The 19925-nt window shown below is 67.4% G+C and carries 20 protein-coding genes, 1 tRNA gene and 3 pseudogenes; 9 read left to right on the forward strand and 15 right to left on the reverse strand.

All coding sequences use genetic code 11. From position 1 onward, the window contains the following. Window positions 1-59: 59 nt before the first annotated feature. The 3 genes from KF941_RS05560 to KF941_RS05570 form a co-directional block, all read right to left on the reverse strand. Window positions 60-1463: a DEAD/DEAH box helicase gene (locus tag KF941_RS05560; protein WP_240540234.1), complete on the reverse strand. Its 1404-nt coding sequence runs from the start codon at window positions 1461-1463 to the stop codon at window positions 60-62. A 221-nt stretch (window positions 1464-1684) separates the two neighbouring features. After that, on the reverse strand, window positions 1685-2134 hold the full coding sequence (gene dtd / locus KF941_RS05565) for a D-aminoacyl-tRNA deacylase (RefSeq protein WP_214272764.1): 450 nt from the start codon (window positions 2132-2134) through the stop codon (window positions 1685-1687). A gap of 1 nt (window position 2135) precedes the next feature. Next, window positions 2136-2363: a hypothetical protein gene (locus KF941_RS05570; protein WP_083539265.1), complete on the reverse strand. Its 228-nt coding sequence runs from the start codon at window positions 2361-2363 to the stop codon at window positions 2136-2138. A gap of 144 nt (window positions 2364-2507) precedes the next feature. Between KF941_RS05570 and KF941_RS05575 the strand changes: the two genes are divergently transcribed. Together KF941_RS05575 and KF941_RS05580 are read left to right on the forward strand one after the other, a co-directional pair. Continuing rightward, window positions 2508-2750, forward strand: coding sequence for a DUF2312 domain-containing protein (locus tag KF941_RS05575; RefSeq protein WP_083539266.1), 243 nt, complete (start codon window positions 2508-2510; stop codon window positions 2748-2750). A 582-nt stretch (window positions 2751-3332) separates the two neighbouring features. Next, entirely contained in the window at window positions 3333-3545 is a 213-nt protein-coding gene (locus tag KF941_RS05580) for a hypothetical protein (RefSeq protein ID WP_140846973.1), read from the forward strand. Here KF941_RS05580 and KF941_RS05585 read toward each other — a convergent pair. The 4 genes and pseudogenes from KF941_RS05585 to KF941_RS05610 all read right to left on the reverse strand — a co-directional run bounded on the left by KF941_RS05585 (window position 3542) and on the right by KF941_RS05610 (window position 6726). Further along, window positions 3542-3874 (reverse strand): hypothetical protein, encoded by a 333-nt coding sequence (locus tag KF941_RS05585; protein WP_214272765.1) that lies wholly within the window; start codon window positions 3872-3874, stop codon window positions 3542-3544. The two genes, KF941_RS05580 and KF941_RS05585, sit on opposite strands and share 4 nt — an antisense overlap. Window positions 3875-3969: 95 nt before the next feature. Further along, a pseudogene (locus tag KF941_RS05590) lies at window positions 3970-4485 on the reverse strand (TonB-dependent receptor plug domain-containing protein); the annotation flags it as partial. A 782-nt stretch (window positions 4486-5267) separates the two neighbouring features. After that, the gene (locus KF941_RS05605) at window positions 5268-6221 is read right to left on the reverse strand and encodes a FecR domain-containing protein (protein ID WP_214272768.1); all 954 of its coding nucleotides are present in this window, start codon (window positions 6219-6221) and stop codon (window positions 5268-5270) included. A 1-nt stretch (window position 6222) separates the two neighbouring features. Beyond that, window positions 6223-6726 (reverse strand): sigma-70 family RNA polymerase sigma factor, encoded by a 504-nt coding sequence (locus KF941_RS05610; protein ID WP_214272769.1) that lies wholly within the window; start codon window positions 6724-6726, stop codon window positions 6223-6225. A 151-nt stretch (window positions 6727-6877) separates the two neighbouring features. On the opposite strand from KF941_RS05610, the gene KF941_RS05620 reads away from it, so the two are divergent. The 4 genes from KF941_RS05620 to KF941_RS05635 all read left to right on the forward strand — a co-directional run bounded on the left by KF941_RS05620 (window position 6878) and on the right by KF941_RS05635 (window position 9579). Continuing rightward, complete coding sequence (locus tag KF941_RS05620) at window positions 6878-7558, forward strand: hypothetical protein (RefSeq protein ID WP_214272770.1); 681 nt, start codon at window positions 6878-6880, stop codon at window positions 7556-7558. 147 nt (window positions 7559-7705) lie between these two features. Then, window positions 7706-8782 carry an autotransporter outer membrane beta-barrel domain-containing protein gene (locus KF941_RS05625; protein WP_214272771.1) on the forward strand — a complete coding sequence of 359 codons (1077 nt, stop codon included), beginning with the start codon at window positions 7706-7708 and terminating at the stop codon, window positions 8780-8782. Further along, the gene (locus tag KF941_RS05630) at window positions 8766-8930 is read left to right on the forward strand and encodes a hypothetical protein (protein WP_214272772.1); all 165 of its coding nucleotides are present in this window, start codon (window positions 8766-8768) and stop codon (window positions 8928-8930) included. Before KF941_RS05625 ends, KF941_RS05630 begins: the two co-directional genes overlap by 17 nt. Before the next feature lie 163 nt (window positions 8931-9093). After that, entirely contained in the window at window positions 9094-9579 is a 486-nt protein-coding gene (locus tag KF941_RS05635; protein ID WP_276315859.1) for a CPBP family intramembrane glutamic endopeptidase, read from the forward strand. Between the two features lie 915 nt (window positions 9580-10494). Here the strand turns inward: KF941_RS05635 and KF941_RS05640 are convergent. The 3 genes and pseudogenes from KF941_RS05640 to tnpB form a co-directional block, all read right to left on the reverse strand. Then, window positions 10495-10917, reverse strand: coding sequence for a DUF1489 domain-containing protein (locus KF941_RS05640; protein ID WP_072461952.1), 423 nt, complete (start codon window positions 10915-10917; stop codon window positions 10495-10497). 520 nt (window positions 10918-11437) lie between these two features. Beyond that, a pseudogene (locus KF941_RS05650) lies at window positions 11438-13062 on the reverse strand (IS66 family transposase). Window positions 13063-13116: 54 nt separating this feature from the next. Then, window positions 13117-13464: an IS66 family insertion sequence element accessory protein TnpB gene (gene tnpB, locus KF941_RS05655; RefSeq protein ID WP_214272774.1), complete on the reverse strand. Its 348-nt coding sequence runs from the start codon at window positions 13462-13464 to the stop codon at window positions 13117-13119. Window positions 13465-13538: 74 nt separating this feature from the next. On the opposite strand from tnpB, the gene KF941_RS27845 reads away from it, so the two are divergent. Then, window positions 13539-13703 carry a hypothetical protein gene (locus KF941_RS27845; protein WP_240540429.1) on the forward strand — a complete coding sequence of 55 codons (165 nt, stop codon included), beginning with the start codon at window positions 13539-13541 and terminating at the stop codon, window positions 13701-13703. Between the two features lie 20 nt (window positions 13704-13723). Here KF941_RS27845 and KF941_RS27850 read toward each other — a convergent pair. Together KF941_RS27850 and KF941_RS27855 are read right to left on the reverse strand one after the other, a co-directional pair. After that, window positions 13724-13843, reverse strand: a pseudogene (locus KF941_RS27850) (transposase); the annotation flags it as partial. Between the two features lie 95 nt (window positions 13844-13938). Then, window positions 13939-14574: a hypothetical protein gene (locus KF941_RS27855; protein WP_240540235.1), complete on the reverse strand. Its 636-nt coding sequence runs from the start codon at window positions 14572-14574 to the stop codon at window positions 13939-13941. Between the two features lie 158 nt (window positions 14575-14732). On the opposite strand from KF941_RS27855, the gene KF941_RS05670 reads away from it, so the two are divergent. After that, entirely contained in the window at window positions 14733-15941 is a 1209-nt protein-coding gene (locus tag KF941_RS05670) for a Bcr/CflA family efflux MFS transporter (protein WP_214272776.1), read from the forward strand. Between the two features lie 110 nt (window positions 15942-16051). Then, window positions 16052-16126: transfer RNA gene (locus tag KF941_RS05675), tRNA-Glu, on the forward strand. Between the two features lie 143 nt (window positions 16127-16269). Here the strand turns inward: KF941_RS05675 and KF941_RS05680 are convergent. The 3 genes from KF941_RS05680 to KF941_RS05690 all read right to left on the reverse strand — a co-directional run bounded on the left by KF941_RS05680 (window position 16270) and on the right by KF941_RS05690 (window position 19882). Then, on the reverse strand, window positions 16270-17742 hold the full coding sequence (locus KF941_RS05680) for a nucleobase:cation symporter-2 family protein (protein WP_036756650.1): 1473 nt from the start codon (window positions 17740-17742) through the stop codon (window positions 16270-16272). A gap of 215 nt (window positions 17743-17957) precedes the next feature. After that, window positions 17958-19004: an ATP-binding cassette domain-containing protein gene (locus KF941_RS05685; protein ID WP_036756652.1), complete on the reverse strand. Its 1047-nt coding sequence runs from the start codon at window positions 19002-19004 to the stop codon at window positions 17958-17960. Beyond that, window positions 19001-19882, reverse strand: a complete 882-nt coding sequence (locus KF941_RS05690) for a proline/glycine betaine ABC transporter permease (protein WP_036756655.1) — start codon at window positions 19880-19882, stop codon at window positions 19001-19003. The genes KF941_RS05685 and KF941_RS05690 overlap by 4 nt, the downstream gene beginning before the upstream one ends. Window positions 19883-19925 lie beyond the last annotated feature (43 nt).

Consider the following 19925-nt stretch of genomic DNA (forward strand, 5'->3'; position numbering starts at 1 on the left):
GATGGTCGCAAGCCGCCGCGACGGGGCGGCGGCTCACGTTTGCGCGTATATCGGCGGGATCAGCTGCGCTGCGTCGATTTCGGCGCGCGCGAGGGGCGCCGGGCAGGGCGCTTGCGCGCCGCGCCTTGGGCCGGGCGGCCGGCCGGGCCGCCGCGCTCGCGGATCTTGGCCGCCTCGAAGGGTTCCTCGCCGCCGACCACGGCGATCTTGGCCTTCATCGCCTTTTCGATGGCGCGCAGCTCGCCGATCTCGGTGGGCGAGCAGAAGGCGATGGCGCGGCCGTCGCGCCCGGCGCGGGCGGTGCGGCCGATGCGGTGGACATAGTTTTCCGGCACGTTCGGCAGGTCGTAGTTATAGACATGCGCCACCTGCGGAATGTCGAGCCCGCGCGCCGCCACGTCGGTCGCGACCAGCACCTTGGTCTCGCCGGCGCGGAAGCTCGCCAATGCCCGCTCGCGCTGGCCCTGGCTCTTGTTGCCGTGGATCGCGGCGACCTTGAAGCCCCATTTCTCCAGAAGCTTCGACAGCTTTTCCGAACCGTGCTTGGTGCGGCCGAAGACGATGGCCAGCTCGTCCACATGCTTGGACAGGTATTCCGCCAGCAGGGTCGCCTTGTCGCCCTGGTTGACGAAATGCACGCCCTGGTCGATCTTTTCCGCCGCCTGTCCGGGCGGGTTCACCGCCACGCGCAGGGGATCGTTCAGGTAGCTGTCGGCCAGCTCCTCCATCAGCTTCGGCATGGTGGCCGAGAACAGCAGCGTCTGGCGTTCGCGCGGCAGCATCTTGGCGATGCGGCGCAGCGCGTGGATGAAGCCGATGTCCAGCATCTGGTCGGCCTCGTCCAGCACCAGATACTTGGTCTGCGACAGGTCCACGGCGCCGCGTTCGATCAGGTCGATCAGCCGGCCCGGCGTCGCGATCAGCACGTCGACGCCGCGTTCCAGCCGCTGGGTCTGCACGTTGATCGAGGCGCCGCCGACGACGCGGAACTGCCGGATCGGCGTGCCGATGGCATAGTTGTCGATATTCTCGGCGATCTGGGTCGCCAGTTCCCGCGTCGGCGCCAGGATCAGCGCCCGGCAGGTCCGGGGCTCGGGCTTGCGGCCGATGTTCAGCAGCCGGGTCAGCATCGGCAGGCCGAAGGCCGCCGTCTTGCCGGTGCCGGTCTGCGCCAGGCCCAGAAGGTCGCGGCCGGCGACGATGCCGGGGATGGATTTCTCCTGGATGGGCGAGGGGGTCTCGATCCCCAGGCCCGGCAGGTTGATCGCCACGCGCGGGTCGATCCCCATGCGGGTGAAGGCGGTGTCCATCTCGGGGATGGCGCGGCGGATGAACTTCTCTTCCGGCTCGGCGCGGTGACGGCGGTGGTTGGTGTTGGGCTTGTCGCTGCGGAAGCGCGGCTTGCCGCCTTGCTGGGCGCGGGGATTGCCCGAACGGTTCGGGCGGGTGGTTTCGTTCGTCATGTCGTCTTTCGGCCAGGTCGCCCGCGTATCGGCGCGCATGGCTGGGGCCGCGCGGATCGCACGGCTGGTTGCGAGGGGCGGGCGTGGATACGGTGATGCCCGCAGCCTCCCCGCGTGAATGGGAAACTGGAAAATCGGTGCCGACCTTGGCGCAAGGGCGCCGGCTGCTCACGCGGCAGCGGGCGGCAACCCGTCGCAAATGAGGCTTCCTGCCGCGAAAGTCAAGCGCGGTCTGCGGAATCCATCCAGATCGTCACCGGGCCGTCATTGACCAGCGACACCTGCATGTCGGCGCCGAAGGAGCCGGTCTCGACCGGCAGGCCGAGTGCGCGCAGCGCCTCGGCAAAGCGCAGATACAGCGCCTCGCCGCGCTCGGGCGCCTCGGCGGTGGAAAATCCGGGGCGGTTGCCGGTGCTGGTGTCGGCGGCGAGCGTGAACTGGCTGACCACCAGAACCGCGCCGCCGATGTCCTGGACCGATCGGTTCATCTTGCCGGCCTCGTCGCGGAAGATGCGCAGCTTGGCCACGCGCGCGGCCAGTTTCGCCGCCGCGTCCTCGGGATCGCCGCGCATGGCGCAGACCAGCACCAGCAGGCCCGGCCCGATGCGGCCGATGCTGCGGCCCGCGACCGTGACCTGGGCCTCGGCGACGCGCTGGACCAGGGCCCGCATCTCAGCCGCCCAACATGATGCCCAGGACGACCAGCATCAGCCCCAGGACCGACGCGGCCAGCGCGGCCATGTTCACGGCGACCACCTTGCGCATGGTGGCGCGCATCTGGTCGTCGTCCGAGATCCGCGCCTTGGCCCGCGCGGCGGTGACGATGCACCATGCCAGCGCAACGAGCCCGATCACCGTCAGCCCGGTTCCGCCCCAGATCAGCCCGTCCCAGATCGTCATCTTCCGCCTCCGTCTGCCAGCGACGGCCTAGCGGCGATTGCACCCGGCCGCAAGACCGCCTAGACCCGCGGCGGAAAGCATGGAGATGGTGTCGCGGCCTTGCGCGCCGCGCATCGCGATCCGCAACAGCAAATGGAGCAGCAAATGGATTCGTATCAGGTGACTGCGGACGAACTGCGTCAGTTCGTGGAGCGGATCGAGCATCTGGAGCAGGAAAAGAAGGACATCGCCGAGCAGATCAAGGAGGTCTACGCCGAGAGCAAGGGGCGCGGCTACGACACCAAGGCGCTGAGGTCCATCATTTCGCTGAGAAAGAAGGACAAGGACCAGGTCGCCGAAGAAGAGGCGGTGCTGGAAATCTACAAGCAGGCCCTGAACATGGCCTGAAGCCCTTGATCGGGCCGGCTTCCCTTGGCCCGATCCGTTCGCATGCGCTTTTGCGTCATGCCGCGCCTGCGCGTCGATGCGGCCTGTCCTGGCCCTCGGGCGCATGATAATCGGACCGCTACGAGATGGTGCTTTTAGGAGCCGTCTGGTTGTAGCGGCTCCGACAGGGCCGCCCGCGCCCGGGCATTCCTTGACAGCTCGAGCGGTTGCTTGCCGGGTGGGAATACGGCGCAACCGACGATCACGCCATCATGAAGGTGGATCAGCCGGGGAACGGCGGATTTGTGCGGCTGAGGCCGGATGGTGATGGCGGGAGTTGGGGTATATTTGATTACATAACTCCGGTTATCGGGGAAATTCAACCATAGGGGGATCTAGGAACACTGGCTGCGACGGGCCTTCCGTCGTTTTCAGTTGCGAGGTCCACAGTGAAACCCCTTATCCCGTTGATCGTCAAAGCGGTTCTGCCGCCCGTCCTCGGTGCGGCTGGTGCCGTGGCCGCGACCATGTTCCCGGCCTATCATGCCGCCGTCTGTGGCGGTGTTGTCCTTCCCGGCATCTCCTTCCCACTCGGGGGCTGACATGCGTCGTGGTCGTGTCTTTGCGCCACAGTCGGTGTCGAGCTACGAGGAAGCGCAAGCGTGGCTGTGGGGCCATTCCCGTGTCGAGGAATGGCTCTTTGATCCCGACGCGGTATTGCCTCCCGAGGCGATGCTTGTCTGCGCCGTTTATTGGGTCTCTCCCGCCCAGCTTTCCCGCGATCTGCGCAAGACGTGGAATCAGGTCGCGGGTTAAGCAGGCCACAGATACCAGGGATACAGGATGGTCGGGTCGATGCCGTTCAGCGTGTCGAAATTATCCAGCCCCACCATGCCGGGATAAAGCACCTGATCCAGTGAATACATCCACTGATGCGCATTGCTTTCACGCCAATCCGCGCCGATCAGCAGCTTGTGCTGGCGCCCCCACAGGCCAAACTGGCCCTGCAGGCTGAGGTCCGCCGCCTTGGAATGGTTCCCGGTTTCCTCGTAGCGGGAAAAGACACCGGCGAAATTCCCGGTCTCGCGGTCGATCGGCCCGGTCGGGTTGATCCGCATGGTGTCGGATTCGAAACTCTGCCGCATGGCCGAGAGCTTCAGCGTCCAGTCGGGGCTGATCCGATGCTCGACCGTGGCGAAGACATCCTTGATCCTGTGGTCGACATAGGCCCAGTCGGTGGTCAGCGCCCGGCTGCGTCAATGTCCATAAGCTGGAAATCGTCCCAGGTCGGTAGCCCCAGAAACCACTTGTTGCCCTTTTGCCGCTGATAGCTGACCCCGGCGCTGACGGTCGTGTCGGGCGTCAGGTCGTATTCCAGCACGCCATACAGGACATGCTTCTTCTCATCGCCCGGGGAGTAGAAGAAGTCCCGGTCCTGCCAGGCGACCAGGCGACCGCGCAGCGCGCCGTCGCGGGTCAGCGGGCCGCCGATATCGGCCTCGATCCGCCGATTCTGCCAACTGCCATAGGACAGGGCGATGCTGGACTGGAGCCGTTCGGACGGCCGCTTGCGGGCCAGGTTGACGCTGCCGCCCGGTTCTCCGCTGCCGGAAAACAGCCCCTCGGCGCCGCGCAGCACCTCGGCGCGATCATGGATCGCCATGTCGAAATCCGGCCGGAAGGACGATTCATAGGCCGAGCCCATGCCGTCGATCTGATAGTTGTTGATCTTGAAGCCACGCGCATAGAAGGCTGGTCGCCTCTCGCGTTGCCACGATGCCGGGCGTCCGGGCCATGGCCTGTTTCATCGTGGTCAGGTTCGGGTCCTCGATCGCCTGCCGCGTGACGACCGTGACCGACTGCGGCACGTCCTTTAGCGATTGCGCACCGCTGGCGATGCTGGCCTCGCAGGCCCCCTAGGAACCGCTGCCCTCGGTCGCCGCACCGGATGCGTTGAGCGTGATCGTATCCAGCAGGATCGAGCCGTCCGGCGCCGTCATGCCGGCGGAGGCGGAACGGCCTGAAATGACGACGCTGCGGGGATCGGAAAAGCTGTAATGCAGGCCCGAGCCCGACAGCAGCCGCGCCAGCGCCTGTTCCGGTCGCAGGTTGCCCGTAAGGCCCGACGTGCTCTAGGCCCGACGTGCTCTTGCCGGACGTGACGGCATCCAGATAGGAGATCTGGACCCCCGCCTGCCGTCCCCAGACCATCAGCGCCTGGCTCAGCGGCCCGGCCGGAATCGAGAACTCCACGCTTTGCGCGCTTTCCTGCGCCGATGCCGCTTGGCTGATCACGATGGTTCCGCCCGCCAGGACCAGCGTGGAAAGCAACAGTGCCCCAGCATCCGCGCCGGCCGGATCGCGGTTGGATATAGCATTGAGTAAACTGAGCTTTCGGCCATGGCGAGCCTCTCCTTCGGTCAAACTGGACTGGAGGGTGTGCCGTGCCTTCGCTCGCCGGAGCGCATTGGGTATTGCCCGACCCTATGACTGATACAATCGGGCAGGCGATTCATTCGGTCGATTATCGAAAAAAGTTCAGACGCTGGAGATGACCGCCAACAGACCCGAGACCCGGCGCAACCGGCCGCCGGTCGGGCGGACGGCGGCCTCGAGCGCTCGCTCGGGGTCGGAGATGTCGAAAAGGCCGCTGATCCGCGCGCGACCGATCGCAGCGTCCGCGACGATCACACGGCCGGGCAACCAGCGTGCGATCCGCGCGACAAGCGTTTCCAGCGGCTCGGCCTCCGCCACGACCATCCCCGTCCGCCAAGCCCCAGCCATGGCCCCGTCGCGGCTGCCGGTCTCCGGGTGGCCGGTCTCGGTATCCAGACGGATCCAGCGCCCGGCGCCGATACCGTAACGGGATGTGCCGATCAACTCGACCTCGTCCCTTGCAACGGCAAGGTTGACGACACCCGCATCCTGCGAGACCTCGAAGGATGCCCCTGCCGTCCGCGTCTCGACGCCGCCGTTCAATTCCAGGACGAAGGGGTGCGTCGGATCGGGTGCGACATCGAACCAGGCCATGCCCCGCAACAGGCGCACGGCGCGGGTTTCGCCATGGTCCGGCATTGCGATGGCACTGGCCGGACCCAGGGTGATCCGCGTGCCATCGCGCAACTCCACGGGCAGCAATTCGGCCGTGGCGGTCAACTGGTCCGCCTGCAACCGCAATCGCATATAAGGCAAGCCCCAGGCACCCAACACTCCAGCCCCCAGGCCGAGCGTCCCCGCAAGCACCAGATTGCGCCGGGTCAGCCGGGGCTTCGCCGGTTCGGCCAAGGCGGCACCGCTCAACCCATGCGCCTCGGCCACGCACTGCCAGACGCGCTCGTGCTCTGCGCTGCGCCCGCGCCAGGCCGAAATCGTCTGAAGCGTCACAAAGTTCTCCTGCGCGTTCTGCCGTCGGATCACCAGGTCGATGGCCTCGTCCAGCAGGCGGGATGTCCGGTCGTCCAGTTCCGGCCGTTTCTCGGATGCGGAGGCCATCTCAGAGCCCCCCTGTCCGCAGCACGATCCGGCGATAGCTATCACGGACCAACTCCCATGTGCGGGTCGGGGACAACCCGATCTCCTCGGCGATGCGCGCGATGGGCCAATTTTCGACCCGGTGCAGAAGGAATGCGCACCGCTGGCGTTCCGGCAACTCGGCCAGGACGGCAGCCACCAGCCGCAACTGCTCACGAGAGGCCAGGATCGTTTCTGCGTCGGGCTCGCGGGCGAGTGCCCGTTGGGCTTCAGATTGCTCCAGCGGCAGCGAAAGCACCAAGGCCTGCCGCTTTGCGTGGTTGATGCCCAGATTGCGCGCCACTCGGTAAAGATAGGCCCTCGACAGGTAGTCGGAAACATCCTGGGCGGGCCCCCTGGCGATGACCCTCGCGAAGGTGTCCTGGGTCAGGTCCGCCGCAGCTTCGGCATCCAGCCCTCGCCTGCGCAGCGAGCGGGCGATCCCCGGCGCGTGCCGCCGGAAAAGGCTCTGAAAATCCCAGGCCATGCCTGTCACTCCAAGCTCCACCGGACGTTACGGTCCATTACGATGCGAAATGACCCTGTGGCTAAGGTAAGCCATCGTCAAGACCCAGGGCGGAACGCTGGTCCTGACCGGGGCCAACACCCATGCCGGCGGCACCAGGATCGAGGACGGCGTGGTCGCGGTCGCCGCCGACGGCGCGCTTGGCCAGGCCGGGGGCGCGTTGACCCTGGACGGCGGCGTCCTGCGCGTGACCGGCGACAGCTACCGGGCCACGGACCGCACCGTCCTGGTGGGCGTCGACGGCGGCGGGTTCGACATCGCCGCGGCCGGCCACGTCTTTACCCTGGGCCGGGGCATCCTTGGCGGCGGAGAGCTCTACAAGCTCGGCGCGAGCACGCTGGCGCTGGCCGGCGACAATGCGGGCTTCGCCGGCAGCGCCACGGTCACGGATGGCCGGCTGACCGTGGGCGCCGGCGGGCTGGGCGGCCCGATCAGCGTGCAATCGGGCGGGACGCTGGGCGGCTCGGGCACGCTCGGCGACGCGGGAGCCGCCGTCACCATCGCCGCCCGGGGGCGTCCACGCTCCGGGCGACGGCCTGGGCCGGCAGGCGGTCCTGGGCGATTATGTCCTGCGCGGCACGTTGCAGATCGACGGCGCCCCGGAGGCCGTGGGCGGGTCGGTGGTGCAGGGCCGCGTCGACATTGCCGGATCGACCATCGAGCCGCGCTTCTCGCCCGCTGCGGCCGAGGGCTGGAGCGCAATCGCCCACCCCTTCACCATCATCGACAACCAGGGGACCGGCGCCGTAAGCGGAACCTTCGCCGCGGTGGACAGGAACCTCCTGTTCCTTGACCCGCAGCTGAACCATGCCGGCGGGGACGGCAATGACGTCACGCTGGAGCTGGTGCGAAACGACGTCTCCTTCGCATCGCTCGCGCGCACGGCCAACCAGTCCGCGACCGGCCGGGGGATCGATGCCCTGCCCCGCGGCTACGCGGTATGGAACACGGTCGCGCTGATGAGCGACGAGAATGCGGTGCGCCGCGGGCTGGACCTTCTGTCGGGAGAAATCCATGCCTCGGCGCTGGACCTGCTGTTCGAGGAGGGCCGTTTTCCCGCCTCGCCTTCGCCGAGAGGTTCCGCCTTGCGGCCGGCACATATCCCGGCAGCGCGTTCTGGGCGCGGGGCCATGGATCATCGGCCGCTCGGCAGGGCGGGCGCAATGCCGCCGCGCTTGAACAGGACAGCGAGGGGCTGCTTCTTGGGCTCGACGGGCCGCTGGGCGACTGGCGGGTCGGCGTCATGGCCGGCTGGAGCCGGACCGGCGCGACGGCCGCCGGACGCGCCTCGACCGCCAGGGCCCGAACCTGGCATGCCGGCCTCCATGCCGGCGGCGAATGGGGCGGGCTGGACCTGCGGCTTGGCCTGCTGCGTGCCGGACACCGCATCCAGACGGGGCGCGCGGTCGTGCTGCCGGACCTGTCCGAAACCCTGCATGCCACCTATGGAGGAAGCACCCTCCAGGCCGTCGGGAAACTGGCCTACAGGCTCGATCGCGGCACCATCCGCCATGAGCCCTTCCTCGGCCTGGCCCACCTGCGGACGTGCGGGGACGGGTTCGCCGAATCCGGCGGCGAGAGCGCGCTTGCGGGCCGGGCCGCCGCCCTCTCCGCCACCGTCCTGACCCTGGGCCAGCGGACCGAGGCCGCGCATGACCTGGACAGGTTCCGCGTCAGGACCAGCGGGATGATCGGCTGGCAGCATGTCTTCGGCGATCCGGTGCCGCGCTCGATCCACGGATTTGCCGCCGGCGATGCCTTTGCCGTCGCCGGCAGCCTCGTCGCGCGCGCCGCCTGCTTGTCGAAGCCGGTTTCGAGATGCCGCTCAGCCCGACGGCGACGATCGGCGCCCGCTATGCCGGGCGCTCACACGGAACGGAGGGGACCATGCGGTCACAGCCGCCTTGCGGATCGACTTCCAGGCGGGAGAGAACGGATGCGATGCAGGTCGGGACGGATCGACCGGCCACGGCAGGGCGGATCGGGGAAAGGACAAAGGATTGACCCAGGCTTTTGAGACCGGGTCGCGATCCGGCGGGCTCGGCCGCCTTGCCGTCGCGCTTTGCGTCGTTGCGGCCCGGCTGGTGTTGACGACCAGCATCGGCCTGATGCCGCGCGATGCCCCGGTTTCGCGGAAACAGGCGACGACCACCACCCTGCCATGAAAAACCTTGCGGCGCTGGCATTCCTGCTGCTTGCCGTGCGGCTGCTGCGCTGGATCGGCCTGGGCTGCGGTGGCCCGACTGGCGCACCCTCGGGCGGCTCCTCTGGTTTCCGCTTCTGCATCTCGCCGCCATGGCGGCCCTGGTCGGGGCGGCGGGCCAGGGAATGCAAGCGGCGGCGATCCATGTAGTGGTCAACATGACCGCCATCGGCATCGCAGAGGAGCTTGCCTTTCGGGGCGTGCTATGGGGCGCGGCGCGCCAGGCGATGCCGTTCTGGCCGGCCTTTCTGGCCGTTTCCGGGATTTTCGGAATCGCCCACATGGCCGATGTCGCCGGCACTGGGGACATGCAGGGCGGCATCGTGCAGTCCGTCGCGGCCGCGCTGTCCGGGACCGGCTGGCTGGCCCTTCGCATCCGGTGCCGGTCGCTTGTCCCGGCGATGGCGCTGCATTGCCTGTGGAACATCCTGGTCCTCGGCTTCGGCGGCTTCGGCGGCTTCGGCGCGCCGGAAGACCCGGCTGTCGCGTTGCCCTTTCTGCATCGACTGGGCGTTTCCGTGGGCTTCGTCCTGCCGATGTTTTTCTACGGCCTCTGGCTTGTGCGCAATGAAACGGTGCGCGCCGGCCGGCGCCATGACCAGGGCAGATGATCCGAGTGCAGGTCGCGGGGCCGACAGGCGCGCCGGGACGACCCGAGCCGGCCGGACGCGCGGATCGCGACCGCCCTGCTGGCGAAAACCGGCACCAGGCCCGACCGCGTCGGGTGCGGGCGCGGCAACCGCGATGGGCGGACCGCCCGAGACGCTGATCAGGGTTCCCCAGTCGGTTGCCGGCCCCTGCAGAGCCATGCCGTGGACCGCGCCTCGGCCGCGATGGGCGATACGCCACTGCGCCCGGTGGGGTTTCTGTGCCCGCTTGCGTCGGATTGGCACGCTCTGCCCGGCAGGGAACACCCGCCAGGGCTTGCAGCCGCAGGATTTGGCAGCGGATTCCAGCGCCACGCCACGCCACGCCACGCCACCGGAAACGGCGAGGCTCTGCCGGGTCAAGCCTGTCGGCGCGGGATCCCAGGTGAGGTTTCCGGGTGCCCAAGACGCTGGAATGTGCTGGCAGGACCTGGTCACGCAGGAAGCTGGGGTGGGATACAACAGCCCCCTCGGAGACCTGGAGACCTGGAGACCTGGAGACCTGGAGACCTGGAGACCTGGAGACCTGGAGACCTGGAGACCTGGAGACCTGGAGACCTGGAGACCTGGAGACCTGGAGACCTGGAGACCTGGAGACCTGGAGACCTGGAGACCTGGAGACCTGGAGACCTGGAGACCTGGAGACCTGGAGACCTGGAGACCTGGAGACCTGGAGACCTGGAGACCTGGAGACCTGGAGACCTGGAGACCTGGAGACCTGGAGACCTGGAGACCTGGAGACCTGGAGACCTGGAGACCTGGAGACTGCGAAAGCCCGACGCGCCTGTCGAGAGGGTTTTCCGCCCCGCCATGGGAAATTTTTGCCGCGCCACCTAGGGAAAGCGCATTGCCGGCTTTCGGCATGCCTTCCCGGATGGCTCAGCGCAGGCCCATCTCGGCCAGCGCCCTGGCGATTTCGGGGGGCAGGTCCGGCTCGGCCCCGCGGCCTGCCGGCAGGTCGGGCGGGGTCTCGGCGCCGGGCAGATAGCGCCAGCCCTGAAACGGACGGCGCGGCACGGCCGCGACACGCACCAACTCGGGGGCAAGGATCAGCGCGCAGCGGCGGATGCCGTCCTCGCCCTGCACCTCATGCAGCTCCAGGATGCGCTGGCGGGCCTGCATCACACCCTTGAACACCCAGTAGATCGAGCCGCCGTCCAGCAGTTCGGCCTCGCGCTTGGGCCACATGCGGGTGACATGGCGGGCCGGGCCGCCGCCGAAACGGTGCTTCTGCCAGGCGGCGAGTTCGGCGGGATCGTCGCAGCCGACGCAGAGTTTCATCAGGTTCAGGGACGCGCTCATGTGCCAGATATAGCTCTGTGACGGGCGGGCGCAATGGACCTGTGCGCCAAGCCGCCATGACCGCAGCGCAGCGGCCGGGCAAGCAGGACCGGCCCAGCGACGGGCCGGGGCCTGCTGATTTCCCCCGAGGCGATGACCACCCTGCGACAACATGGACGCTAGGCCGAATCCGATTCTTTGGCCAGAAAGCGATCATTCAGGAAAAATTTTGCAAAGCAATGCAGTCTGGTCCGGTGCAGTCTGGTCCGGTGCAGTCTGGTCCGGTGCAGTCTGGTCCGGTGCAGTCTGGTCCGGTGCAGTCTGGTCCGGTGCAGTCTGGTCCGGTGCAGTCTGGTCCGGTGCAGTCTGGTCCGGTGCAGTCTGGTCCGGTGCAGTCTGGTCCGGTGCAGTCTGGTCCGGTGCAGTCTGGTCCGGTGCAGTCTGCGCGCCCGACCTCCTTGGGCTGTGAGCCCATGAACACAACGGGAGGAGTAACCTATGATGTAACCGCTCGGTTTCTACCGCCTCGGCTTGCCGATGATCAGGCGGCTGCCGCCCGCGGTGCTGCCGGTGGCGCCCAGTTCCAGGGGAGCAGTTCGTCGAGCCGGTTGATCTTGTGGTCGTGGATGCGGTCCAGGATGTCGGCCAGATAGGCCTGCGGATCGAGGCCGTTCATCTTGGCCGTCTCGATCAGGGTCATGGCGCGGGCGAGAGTCGCGGCGCCGGTCTCGGCACCCGCGAAGAGCCAGTTTTTCCTGCCGATTCCAATGGGCCGCAGGGCCCTCTCGGCCGGATTGTTGTCGATGACAACGCGGCCATCGTCGAGGAACAGGCTGAAGCCCGCGCGGCGGCTAAGGCCATAGCGGAAGGCCTTCGCGAGATCGCTCTTGCCGGGGAGCCGGCGTAGCTGCACCCCGGACCAGTCGAAGAACGCTTCGACCAGCGGCTTGCTCAGCGTCTGGCGGGCCGCATGGCGCGCCTTGGCAGTCTGGCCGGTGATGTCGCGCTCGATGTCGTAGAACGCCCCGATCCGATCAAGGGCTGCGCGGGCGATCTCGGATTTGGTGGATTGCCAGACGCCATGGAAGTCCCGTCGCAGATGCGCCCAGCACGCGGCCTCGCGGAAGCGGGCCGAGCTGCCGTCCGGTTCGGGAAGGTAGAGCTTGGCGTAGCCCTTGTAGCCATCTGCCTGTGAGGCATGCCGCTGGACCGTCGCAGGTGATGGCGGACATGCTCTTCCTTCCAGTCCGGCGCGAAGTGACAGGTCACGCCGGGTGGCGCTGAGCCGGACCAGGGCCGCTGATCGCGGACATAGGCCCAGATCCGACCCTTCTTCACCCCCTTGCCGAGGCCGCGGTCGCGCAAGGACCGGTCGAGCACCCGGATCGGGGTGTCATCGGCATGGAGCAGATCGCTGGCCATCACCGACATCTCGATGCGATCGATCAGCGGCTGCAGCACCCGCATCGCCCGGCCGCACCAGTCGACCAGAGTGCTGTCGGGGATGTCCGCACCCATGCGGGCGAAGATCTCGTTCTGGCGATACAAGGGAAGATGATCGTCGAACCTCGAGACCAGCACATGCGCAAGCAGCCCCGCGCCCGCCATGCTGCCGGGGATCGGACGGCTGGGCGCGGGCGGTTGCACCCTGTGCTCGCAGCGGCGGCAGGACTTCTTGAGCCGGGCGATCTGCACGACCTTCAGCTGCGCCGCAACCAGATCCAGCATCTCGCTGGTGTCTTCGCCCACCAGTCGTAGGTCGCCGCCGCAATCGGGGCAGCAGCTGCCGGGGTCGAGTTCCTGACGCTCGCGCGGCGTATCCGCCGAGACCCGCGGGCGGCGGCGTGTGGGGCGGTCCTCTGTATCGGGCTCGGCGATGGTCTTGACTTCCGGGGCATCCTCGGCGGCGGCCGCGCTGCTTTCGGCTGTCGCGACCATGAGGTCTTCAAGCGCCAGTTCCAGCTGTGCGATCTCGCGTTCGATCTTCTCCGATGACTGGCCGAAGACCTGCTTGCGCAATTTGGCGATCCGCGCCCGCAGGGTCTGGATCAGATGGTCAGGGGCGCGCAGGGTCGCCGATATCTGCGCATTCCCGGCCTGCAAGGCCGCAATCAGCGCCTTCAGAAGCGCAGGATCATCCGGCAGATGTTCGGCCATGCTCGACATGCGATCTGATAACACGGATCGGTCCGAACAGCCATAAAAACAACGTCTTCCGGTTCATCCGACCCGCGCAGGCGGCGCGCCCCAATCCGGCCTGCGCCAATCAATTCCTTCCCAGAGCATGGCAAGCTGCGCCGAAGTCAGGCGCATCGATCCTTCGCTACTGCCGGGCCAAGGGAAGCAGCCCCGCTCCAGGATCTTGTAGTAGAGGCAGAAGCCCTGGCCGTCCCAATAGAGCAGCTTCAGCCTGTCGCCGCGACGGCCGCGGAAGGCGAAGACCGCGCCGCTGGCAGGCTTCTGGCGCAGCACGTCCCGGGCCAGCGCCGCCAGCCCCTCGATCCCCTTGCGCATGTCGGTCACGCCGCAGGCCAGATAGACCCTGACACCGGTTCCGGGGCCGATCATGCCGCCTCCACACCCGGATCAGCCGCACCAGAACAGCAGGCTCCAGATCTGGCGCGAAGCGCAGGCAGCGGCCATTGGCCAGAACCAACTCGACCTGCGGATCGGGTGCGGTCGGACTGGCCAGCGCCGCCTCCGGCAAAGCCGGTTCCATCGGCTCAGGCGCCGAGATCGGCAGAAACAGCGTATCGGCGGTCGGAAACAGCAGCCCCTTCTTCTTCAGCTCGGGCCGCCAGGCGTAGATCTGCTGGCGCGTCACATCATGGCGCTGCGCCACCTGCGTGACCGTCGCGCCATCGGCGCCAACCGACAGCACGATCCCGAGCTTCTCCTCGTCATCCCACCGCCGCCGCCGTTCCAACCCAAGGACATCGCCACGCATCCTCAACCCCGCATAAGACACGTCGTTAACGACGTCGTTATGCACCTCCCATAGCCGATCCGCCCAAACTCAGGCAGATGGTCGCAACCGGGCGGTTACCCCATGATGAACCGCCGCATGTTTCTTTGCACCACCGCTTCGTTCACGCCGGCCTCCGCCGGCGCGGGCATGGCAGAAACCGCCTGCGTCATGCCGACGAAGGAGCGCCAGGCCGACATGACCCCCGCGATGTCATCGCCGCGCTGCAAGAGGGCAATGCCCGCTTTGCCGCCGGGGCGGTGCAGCATTGCGACCTGAACGCGATGGCGCGCGAAACCTCGGAAGGGCAATATCCCGTTGCCGCGGTCGTGGGCTGCATCGACAGCCGCGTGCCGCCGGAACTGGTCTTCGACCAGAAGGTCGGCGACCTGTTCACCGCGCGCATCGCCGGAAATTATGTGAACACCGACATCATCGGCAGCCTTGAATTTGCCTGCAAGGTCTCGGGCTCCAGGGCCATCGTCGTGCTGGGGGCACAGCGCCTGCGGCGCGGCCAAGGGCGCCATCGACAAGGTCGAACTGGGCAATCTGACGCATGTGCTGCAGAGGATCGAACCGGCCATCGCGGCGGTCGCCCCGGCCAATCGCACCTCGAAGGACAAGGCGCTGGTGCAGCAGGTGGCCGAGAAGAATGCCGAACTGACCGTGGCCAATATCCTTGCGGAAAGCCCGACGCTGAAGGACATGGCCATGCCGGCGAAATCGTGGTGGTGGCCGCGATGCACGGCACCGCCACGGGGGAAATCCGCTTCCTGTAGGCGAAAGGGCCGGGATCAGGCGGGGTGCCCGCAGGGGTTGAACCCAGGGGCTTGCGAGGTTACGCCCCGAAGGTCCACCGATGGAAGACATCATGCCCAATCCCCAACCGACCCGCGGCCAGCCCCTGCCGGAGTTCATCGCGATGCTGGCGCTGATCTTCGCCGTCATCGCCTTTTCGATCGATTCCATGCTGCCGGCCCTGCCCGAGATCGCGGCCACCCTGACGCCCCAGAACGTCAACCGTGCGCAGCTTGTGCTGACCTCCTTCGTCGGCGGGCTGGGGCTGGGCCTGCTGATCGGCGGGCCGCTTTCCGACGCGCTGGGGCGCAAGCCGGTCATCACCGCCGGCTTCGCGCTTTACGCGCTGGCCGCCGTGGCGGCGATCTTTGCCGATTCGCTGGACCTGCTGCTGGCGGCGCGTTTCGTGCAGGGCATCGGCGCCGCCGCGCCGCGCATCGTGGCGCTGGCCATGGTGCGCGACCTGTACCAGGGGCGCGAGATGGCGCGGATCACCAGCTTCGTGATGATGGTCTTCATCCTGGTGCCGGCGGTGGCGCCCTCGATCGGGGCGGTGGTGATCCATTTCGTCGGCTGGCGCGGGGTGTTCGGCTCTTTCGTGGTGCTGGCGCTGATCGGCAGCCTGTGGCTGAACCTGCGCCGCCCCGAGACCCTGCCCGAGGCCGCGCGCCGGCCGCTGAACCTGCGCAGCCTGGCAGCCTCGGCGCGCGAGGTGATGGGCAACGGCCAGGTGCAGCTGGTGACGGTGGTGATGACGCTGGGCTTCGGGCAGATGTTCGCGCTGCTGAGTTCGGCCCAGCAGCTTTTCGTCGACACCTACGGCAAGGGCGAAAGCTTCCCGCTGTGGTTCGCCGCCATGGCCCTGCTGTCGGGCAGCGGCACGGTGCTGAACGCGCGCTATGTCGTGCGGCTGGGCATGCGGCGCATCGTGGGCTGGGCCTATGCCATGCAGGTCGTGGTCTCGGGCGCAATGACGGTGCTGGTGTTTTGCGACCTGCTGCCCGAGGCGCTGCGCTTTCCGGCCTTCTTCTTCTGGGCGGTCAGCGTGTTCTTCATGGCCGGCGTGACCTTCGGCAACCTCAACGCCATGGCCTTGCAGCGCATGGGCCATGTGGCGGGGATGGCGGCCTCGGTCGTCGGCGCGCTTTCGACGCTGGGGGCGGTGCTGATCGCGGCGCCGGTCGGGCTGCTTTACGACGGCACGGCGCGGCCGATCGTGCTGGCGACGCTGGTCTGCTCGGCGGTCGCGCTGATGCTGATGCGCGGCGTGCGCGAGGGCTGACGGCGCCGGCCGCGAGTTACCCACAGGGGAATGCGCCGCGGCCCCTTGCGCAGCCGCCGAAGCTGGCCTAAGAGCAGCCGTGTCGCCGGCCGAAGCGCAGGCGCAGGCATGGCCCGTTCGTCTATCGGTTAGGACGTCAGGTTTTCAACCTGAAAAGAGGGGTTCGACTCCCCTACGGGCTGCCATCGCCCCCTTTGCCTTTGATCCCCTTGCACGGCTAGCCTGATGCCGCCCGCCCGATGCAGGCGCGCGCCCGTGGGTGGCCGGGAACATGCCGCGAAGAGGCGGCGGTTCAGGCAGGCCGCCGGCAAGGCGGCCCGCCTCGCAGTCAGTGGCTGGCCGGGCGGACCAGCGGCACCTCATTGCCATTCGCGTCGTAGAGCCGGCCGTCCATGAAATAATCCCCGTCCTCGAGCTGGGCGATGTCGGTGTAGCGGATCGTTCGTTCCGCCGCGGCACCGAAGACCGAGGGCTGGTCGGAATTGCCGGCCGTGAAATGGTTGAACAGAAGGTTCAGCGTGATCGCCATCAGCGCCGAGGAGCTGATGCCCGAATGGAAGATCGTCTCGACCCAGGCCGGGAACTGGTGGTAGAAGGTCGGCAGCACGATCGGGATGGTGCCGAAGCCGATCGAGGTCGCCACGATGATCAGGTTCATGTTGTTGGCGTAATCGACCTTGGACAGGGTGCGGATGCCGCTTGCCGCGACCGTCCCGAACAGGACGATGCCGGCGCCGCCAAGCACCGGGCTGGGAATCGCCGCGACGATCCGGCCCATGACCGGGAACAGCCCCAGCGCCACCAGGATCAGCCCGCCCGTCGCCACGACATAGCGGCTCTTGACGCCGGTCACGGCCACCAGGCCGACGTTCTGGGCAAAGGCGCTTTGCGTGAACGAGCCGACGACCGGCGCCAGCATGCTCGACAGCATGTCGGCGCGCAGCCCGTCGCCCAGCCGCCGCCCGTCCACCTTGGTCTCGACGATCTCGCCCACGGCGAAAATATCCGCCGAGGTCTCGACCAGGGTCACGAGGATGACGATGAACATCGAGATGGTGGCCGCGACGCCGAAGGTCGGATAGCCGAAATGAAAGATCTGCGGCAGCGCGAAGACCGGCCCCTGCCCGACCTGGGAAAAATCGGTCATGCCGGTCGCATAGGCGATGGCCGTGCCGATCACCAGCGCCAGCAGGATCGACAGCCGGGATATGGCGGCATTGCCGACCTTGCTGAGCAGCAGCACGATGGCCAGCGTCAGGCCCGCCAGCAGGATGTTGGCCGGGCTGCCGTAATCGGCCGCGTTGCGGTCGCCGCCCATCGCCCAGGAACCCGCGACCGGCATCAGCGTCAGGCCGATGGTGGTGATCACGATCCCCGCCACCAGCGGCGGAAAGAAGCGGGTGATGCGCGAGAATATCGGCGTGATCAGCAGGCCCAGCAGCGACGAGACGATGACCGCGCCGAAGATCGCCTGTATGCCGCCATTCCCCGAGATGGCGATCATCGTCGCCACCCCGGCAAAGGAAACCCCCTGCACCAGCGGCAGCTGGCAGCCAAAGAATGGCAGGCCGATGGTTTGCAGGATGGTCGCGACGCCGCCGGCGAACAGGGATGCCGTGATCAGCAGCCCGATGTCGGCAGGCGACAGGCCGGCGGCCTGGCCGACGATCAGCGGCACCGCCACGATGCCGCCATACATGGTCAGGATGTGCTGCATGCCATAGGCCAGGTTGGCGGCAAGGCCCAGCCGTTCGTCCTCGGGCCGGACCGGCCCCGCTTCTGCATTCGTTGCCGTTTGCATGGTCGTCTCCCCCTTCTCTCCTCGCAAGCAGGCTCTCTCCCCTCAAGATTGGCGGAACTTATCGGGATAAGCCGGGGGTGACTTTTACAGAAAGCTATATGCTGACTTAAAATCTGATATAAAATCGACGCGGGAGGCGCGGCAGGTGGGGCAGCAGGCCAGGCTTGCGGCAGGATTTCCACCCTGCCGCGGGCCTGGGTCAGGGGCGCAGGGCCTCAGTCGTCGCTGGCCGCATCGGCCGGGTTGACCATCGCCTCCAGGATCGAGGGCAGGTCGATGATCCCGACCAGCCTGTCGCCGTCGCGGACCTGCGCCTCGGACACGCCGGCCTTGGTCATGCGGCGCGCGACTAGGTCCAGCCGCGAACGCGCCTTGACGGCAAAGCCGGGCAGTTCGCGCCCCTCGGCGGCGGGCGCGGCGATGGTGCGCGCCTCGATGATGCGGCCGCGATTCACCTCGCGCACGAATTCGGCGATATAGGCGTTGGCGGGGCGCAGCACGATCTCCTGCCCGTCGCCCACCTGCTCCATGGCGCCGTCGCGCAGGATGGCGATCTTGTCGCCCAGCCGCAGCGCCTCGTCGAGGTCATGGGTGATGAAGATGATGGTCTTGCGCAGTTCCTGCTGCAATTCCAGCAGGATCGACTGCATGTCCATGCGGATCAGCGGGTCCAGCGCCGAAAACGCCTCGTCCATCAGCAGGATCTCGGCATCGTTGGCCAGGGCCCGCGCCAGGCCCACGCGCTGCTGCATGCCGCCGGAAAGCTGGCGGGGATAATATTCCTCGTAGCCCTGCAGGCCGACGCGGCCGATCCAGTGCCGGGCGCGCTCCTCGGCCTCGGCGATGCCGCGGATGTCCAGCCCATAGGCCACGTTGCGCAGCACGGTGCGATGCGGCAGCAGCGCGAATTTCTGGAACACCATCGCCGTCTTTTGCCGGCGGAAGTCGCGCAGCTGCGCCGGCGTCATCGTCACCACGTCCAGCCCGTCATAGAGCACCTGCCCCGCCGTCGGCCGGATCAGCCCGTTGATGTGCCGGATCAGCGTCGACTTGCCCGAACCCGACAGCCCCATGATGACCGTGATCCGGCCATGCGGGATGGTCAGGTTGATGTCCTGCAGGCCCAGGACGTGATTGTGCCGGTCGTTCAGCTCGGTCTTGGTCAGCCCGGCCTTGACCGCCTCGACATGGCGGCCGGCCTCGGGGCCGAAGATCTTGTAAAGGTCGCGGATCTCGATGTCATGCGTGCCCGCCTCGGTCATTTGCCGGCCTCCGTGTGCTTTTGCAGCCGCTTGCCATAGGCCTGCGTGGTGCGGTCCATGATGATGGCGATGGCGACGATGGCCAGGCCGTTCATCACCCCCATGGTGAAATATTGCTGGTTGATCGCCTGCAGCACCGGCTGGCCCAGGCCTCGCACCCCGATCATCGAGGCGACGACGACCATGGCGAGGCTCATCATGATGGTCTGGTTGACGCCCGCCATGATCGTCGGCAGCGCCAGCGGCAGTTGCACGTCGCGCAGCTTCTGCCAACTCGACGAGCCAAAGGCCTCGGCCGCCTCCAGCACATCCGCCGCCACCTGCCGGATGCCCAGGTTGGTCAGCCGGATCACCGGCGGGATGGCATAGATCACCACCGCGATCACGCCGGGCACCTTGCCCAGGCCAAAGATCATCACCACCGGGATCAGGTAGACGAAGCTCGGCATGGTCTGCATCATGTCGAGGATCGGCGTCACCATGGCGTTCATGCGGTTCGACTGCGCCATCAGGATGCCGATGGGAATGCCCACCACCACGGCGATCAGAGTGCAGACCGCGACCATGGCGATGGTGCGCATTGTGTCCTCCCACATGCCGAAATAGCCGACCACCAGCAGCGCCAGCACCGAACCCAGCGCGATCTTCCAGCTTCGGCTCAGCAGCCAGATCCCGGCCGCCAGCACCGCCAGCACCAGGATCCAGGGCGAGCGGATCAGCAGGTTCTCGATCAGGGTCAGCAGGTCTTGCAGCGGCGCGAAGATCGCCTCCAGCGTGTCGCCCCAGGCGCGGGTGAAGTCCCGGAAGCCGCCGTCGATGGTCTGGCGCATCGCGCGCAGGCTCCCGCGGCTCATCTCCGGGAAACGGATCAGGTCCATGTCGTTCGTCCTTTGGAAATGGAAAGGGGCAAGACCGCGGCGG

The organism is Paracoccus sp. pheM1 (genome assembly GCF_018499825.1).
Taxonomy (GTDB): domain Bacteria; phylum Pseudomonadota; class Alphaproteobacteria; order Rhodobacterales; family Rhodobacteraceae; genus Paracoccus; species Paracoccus versutus.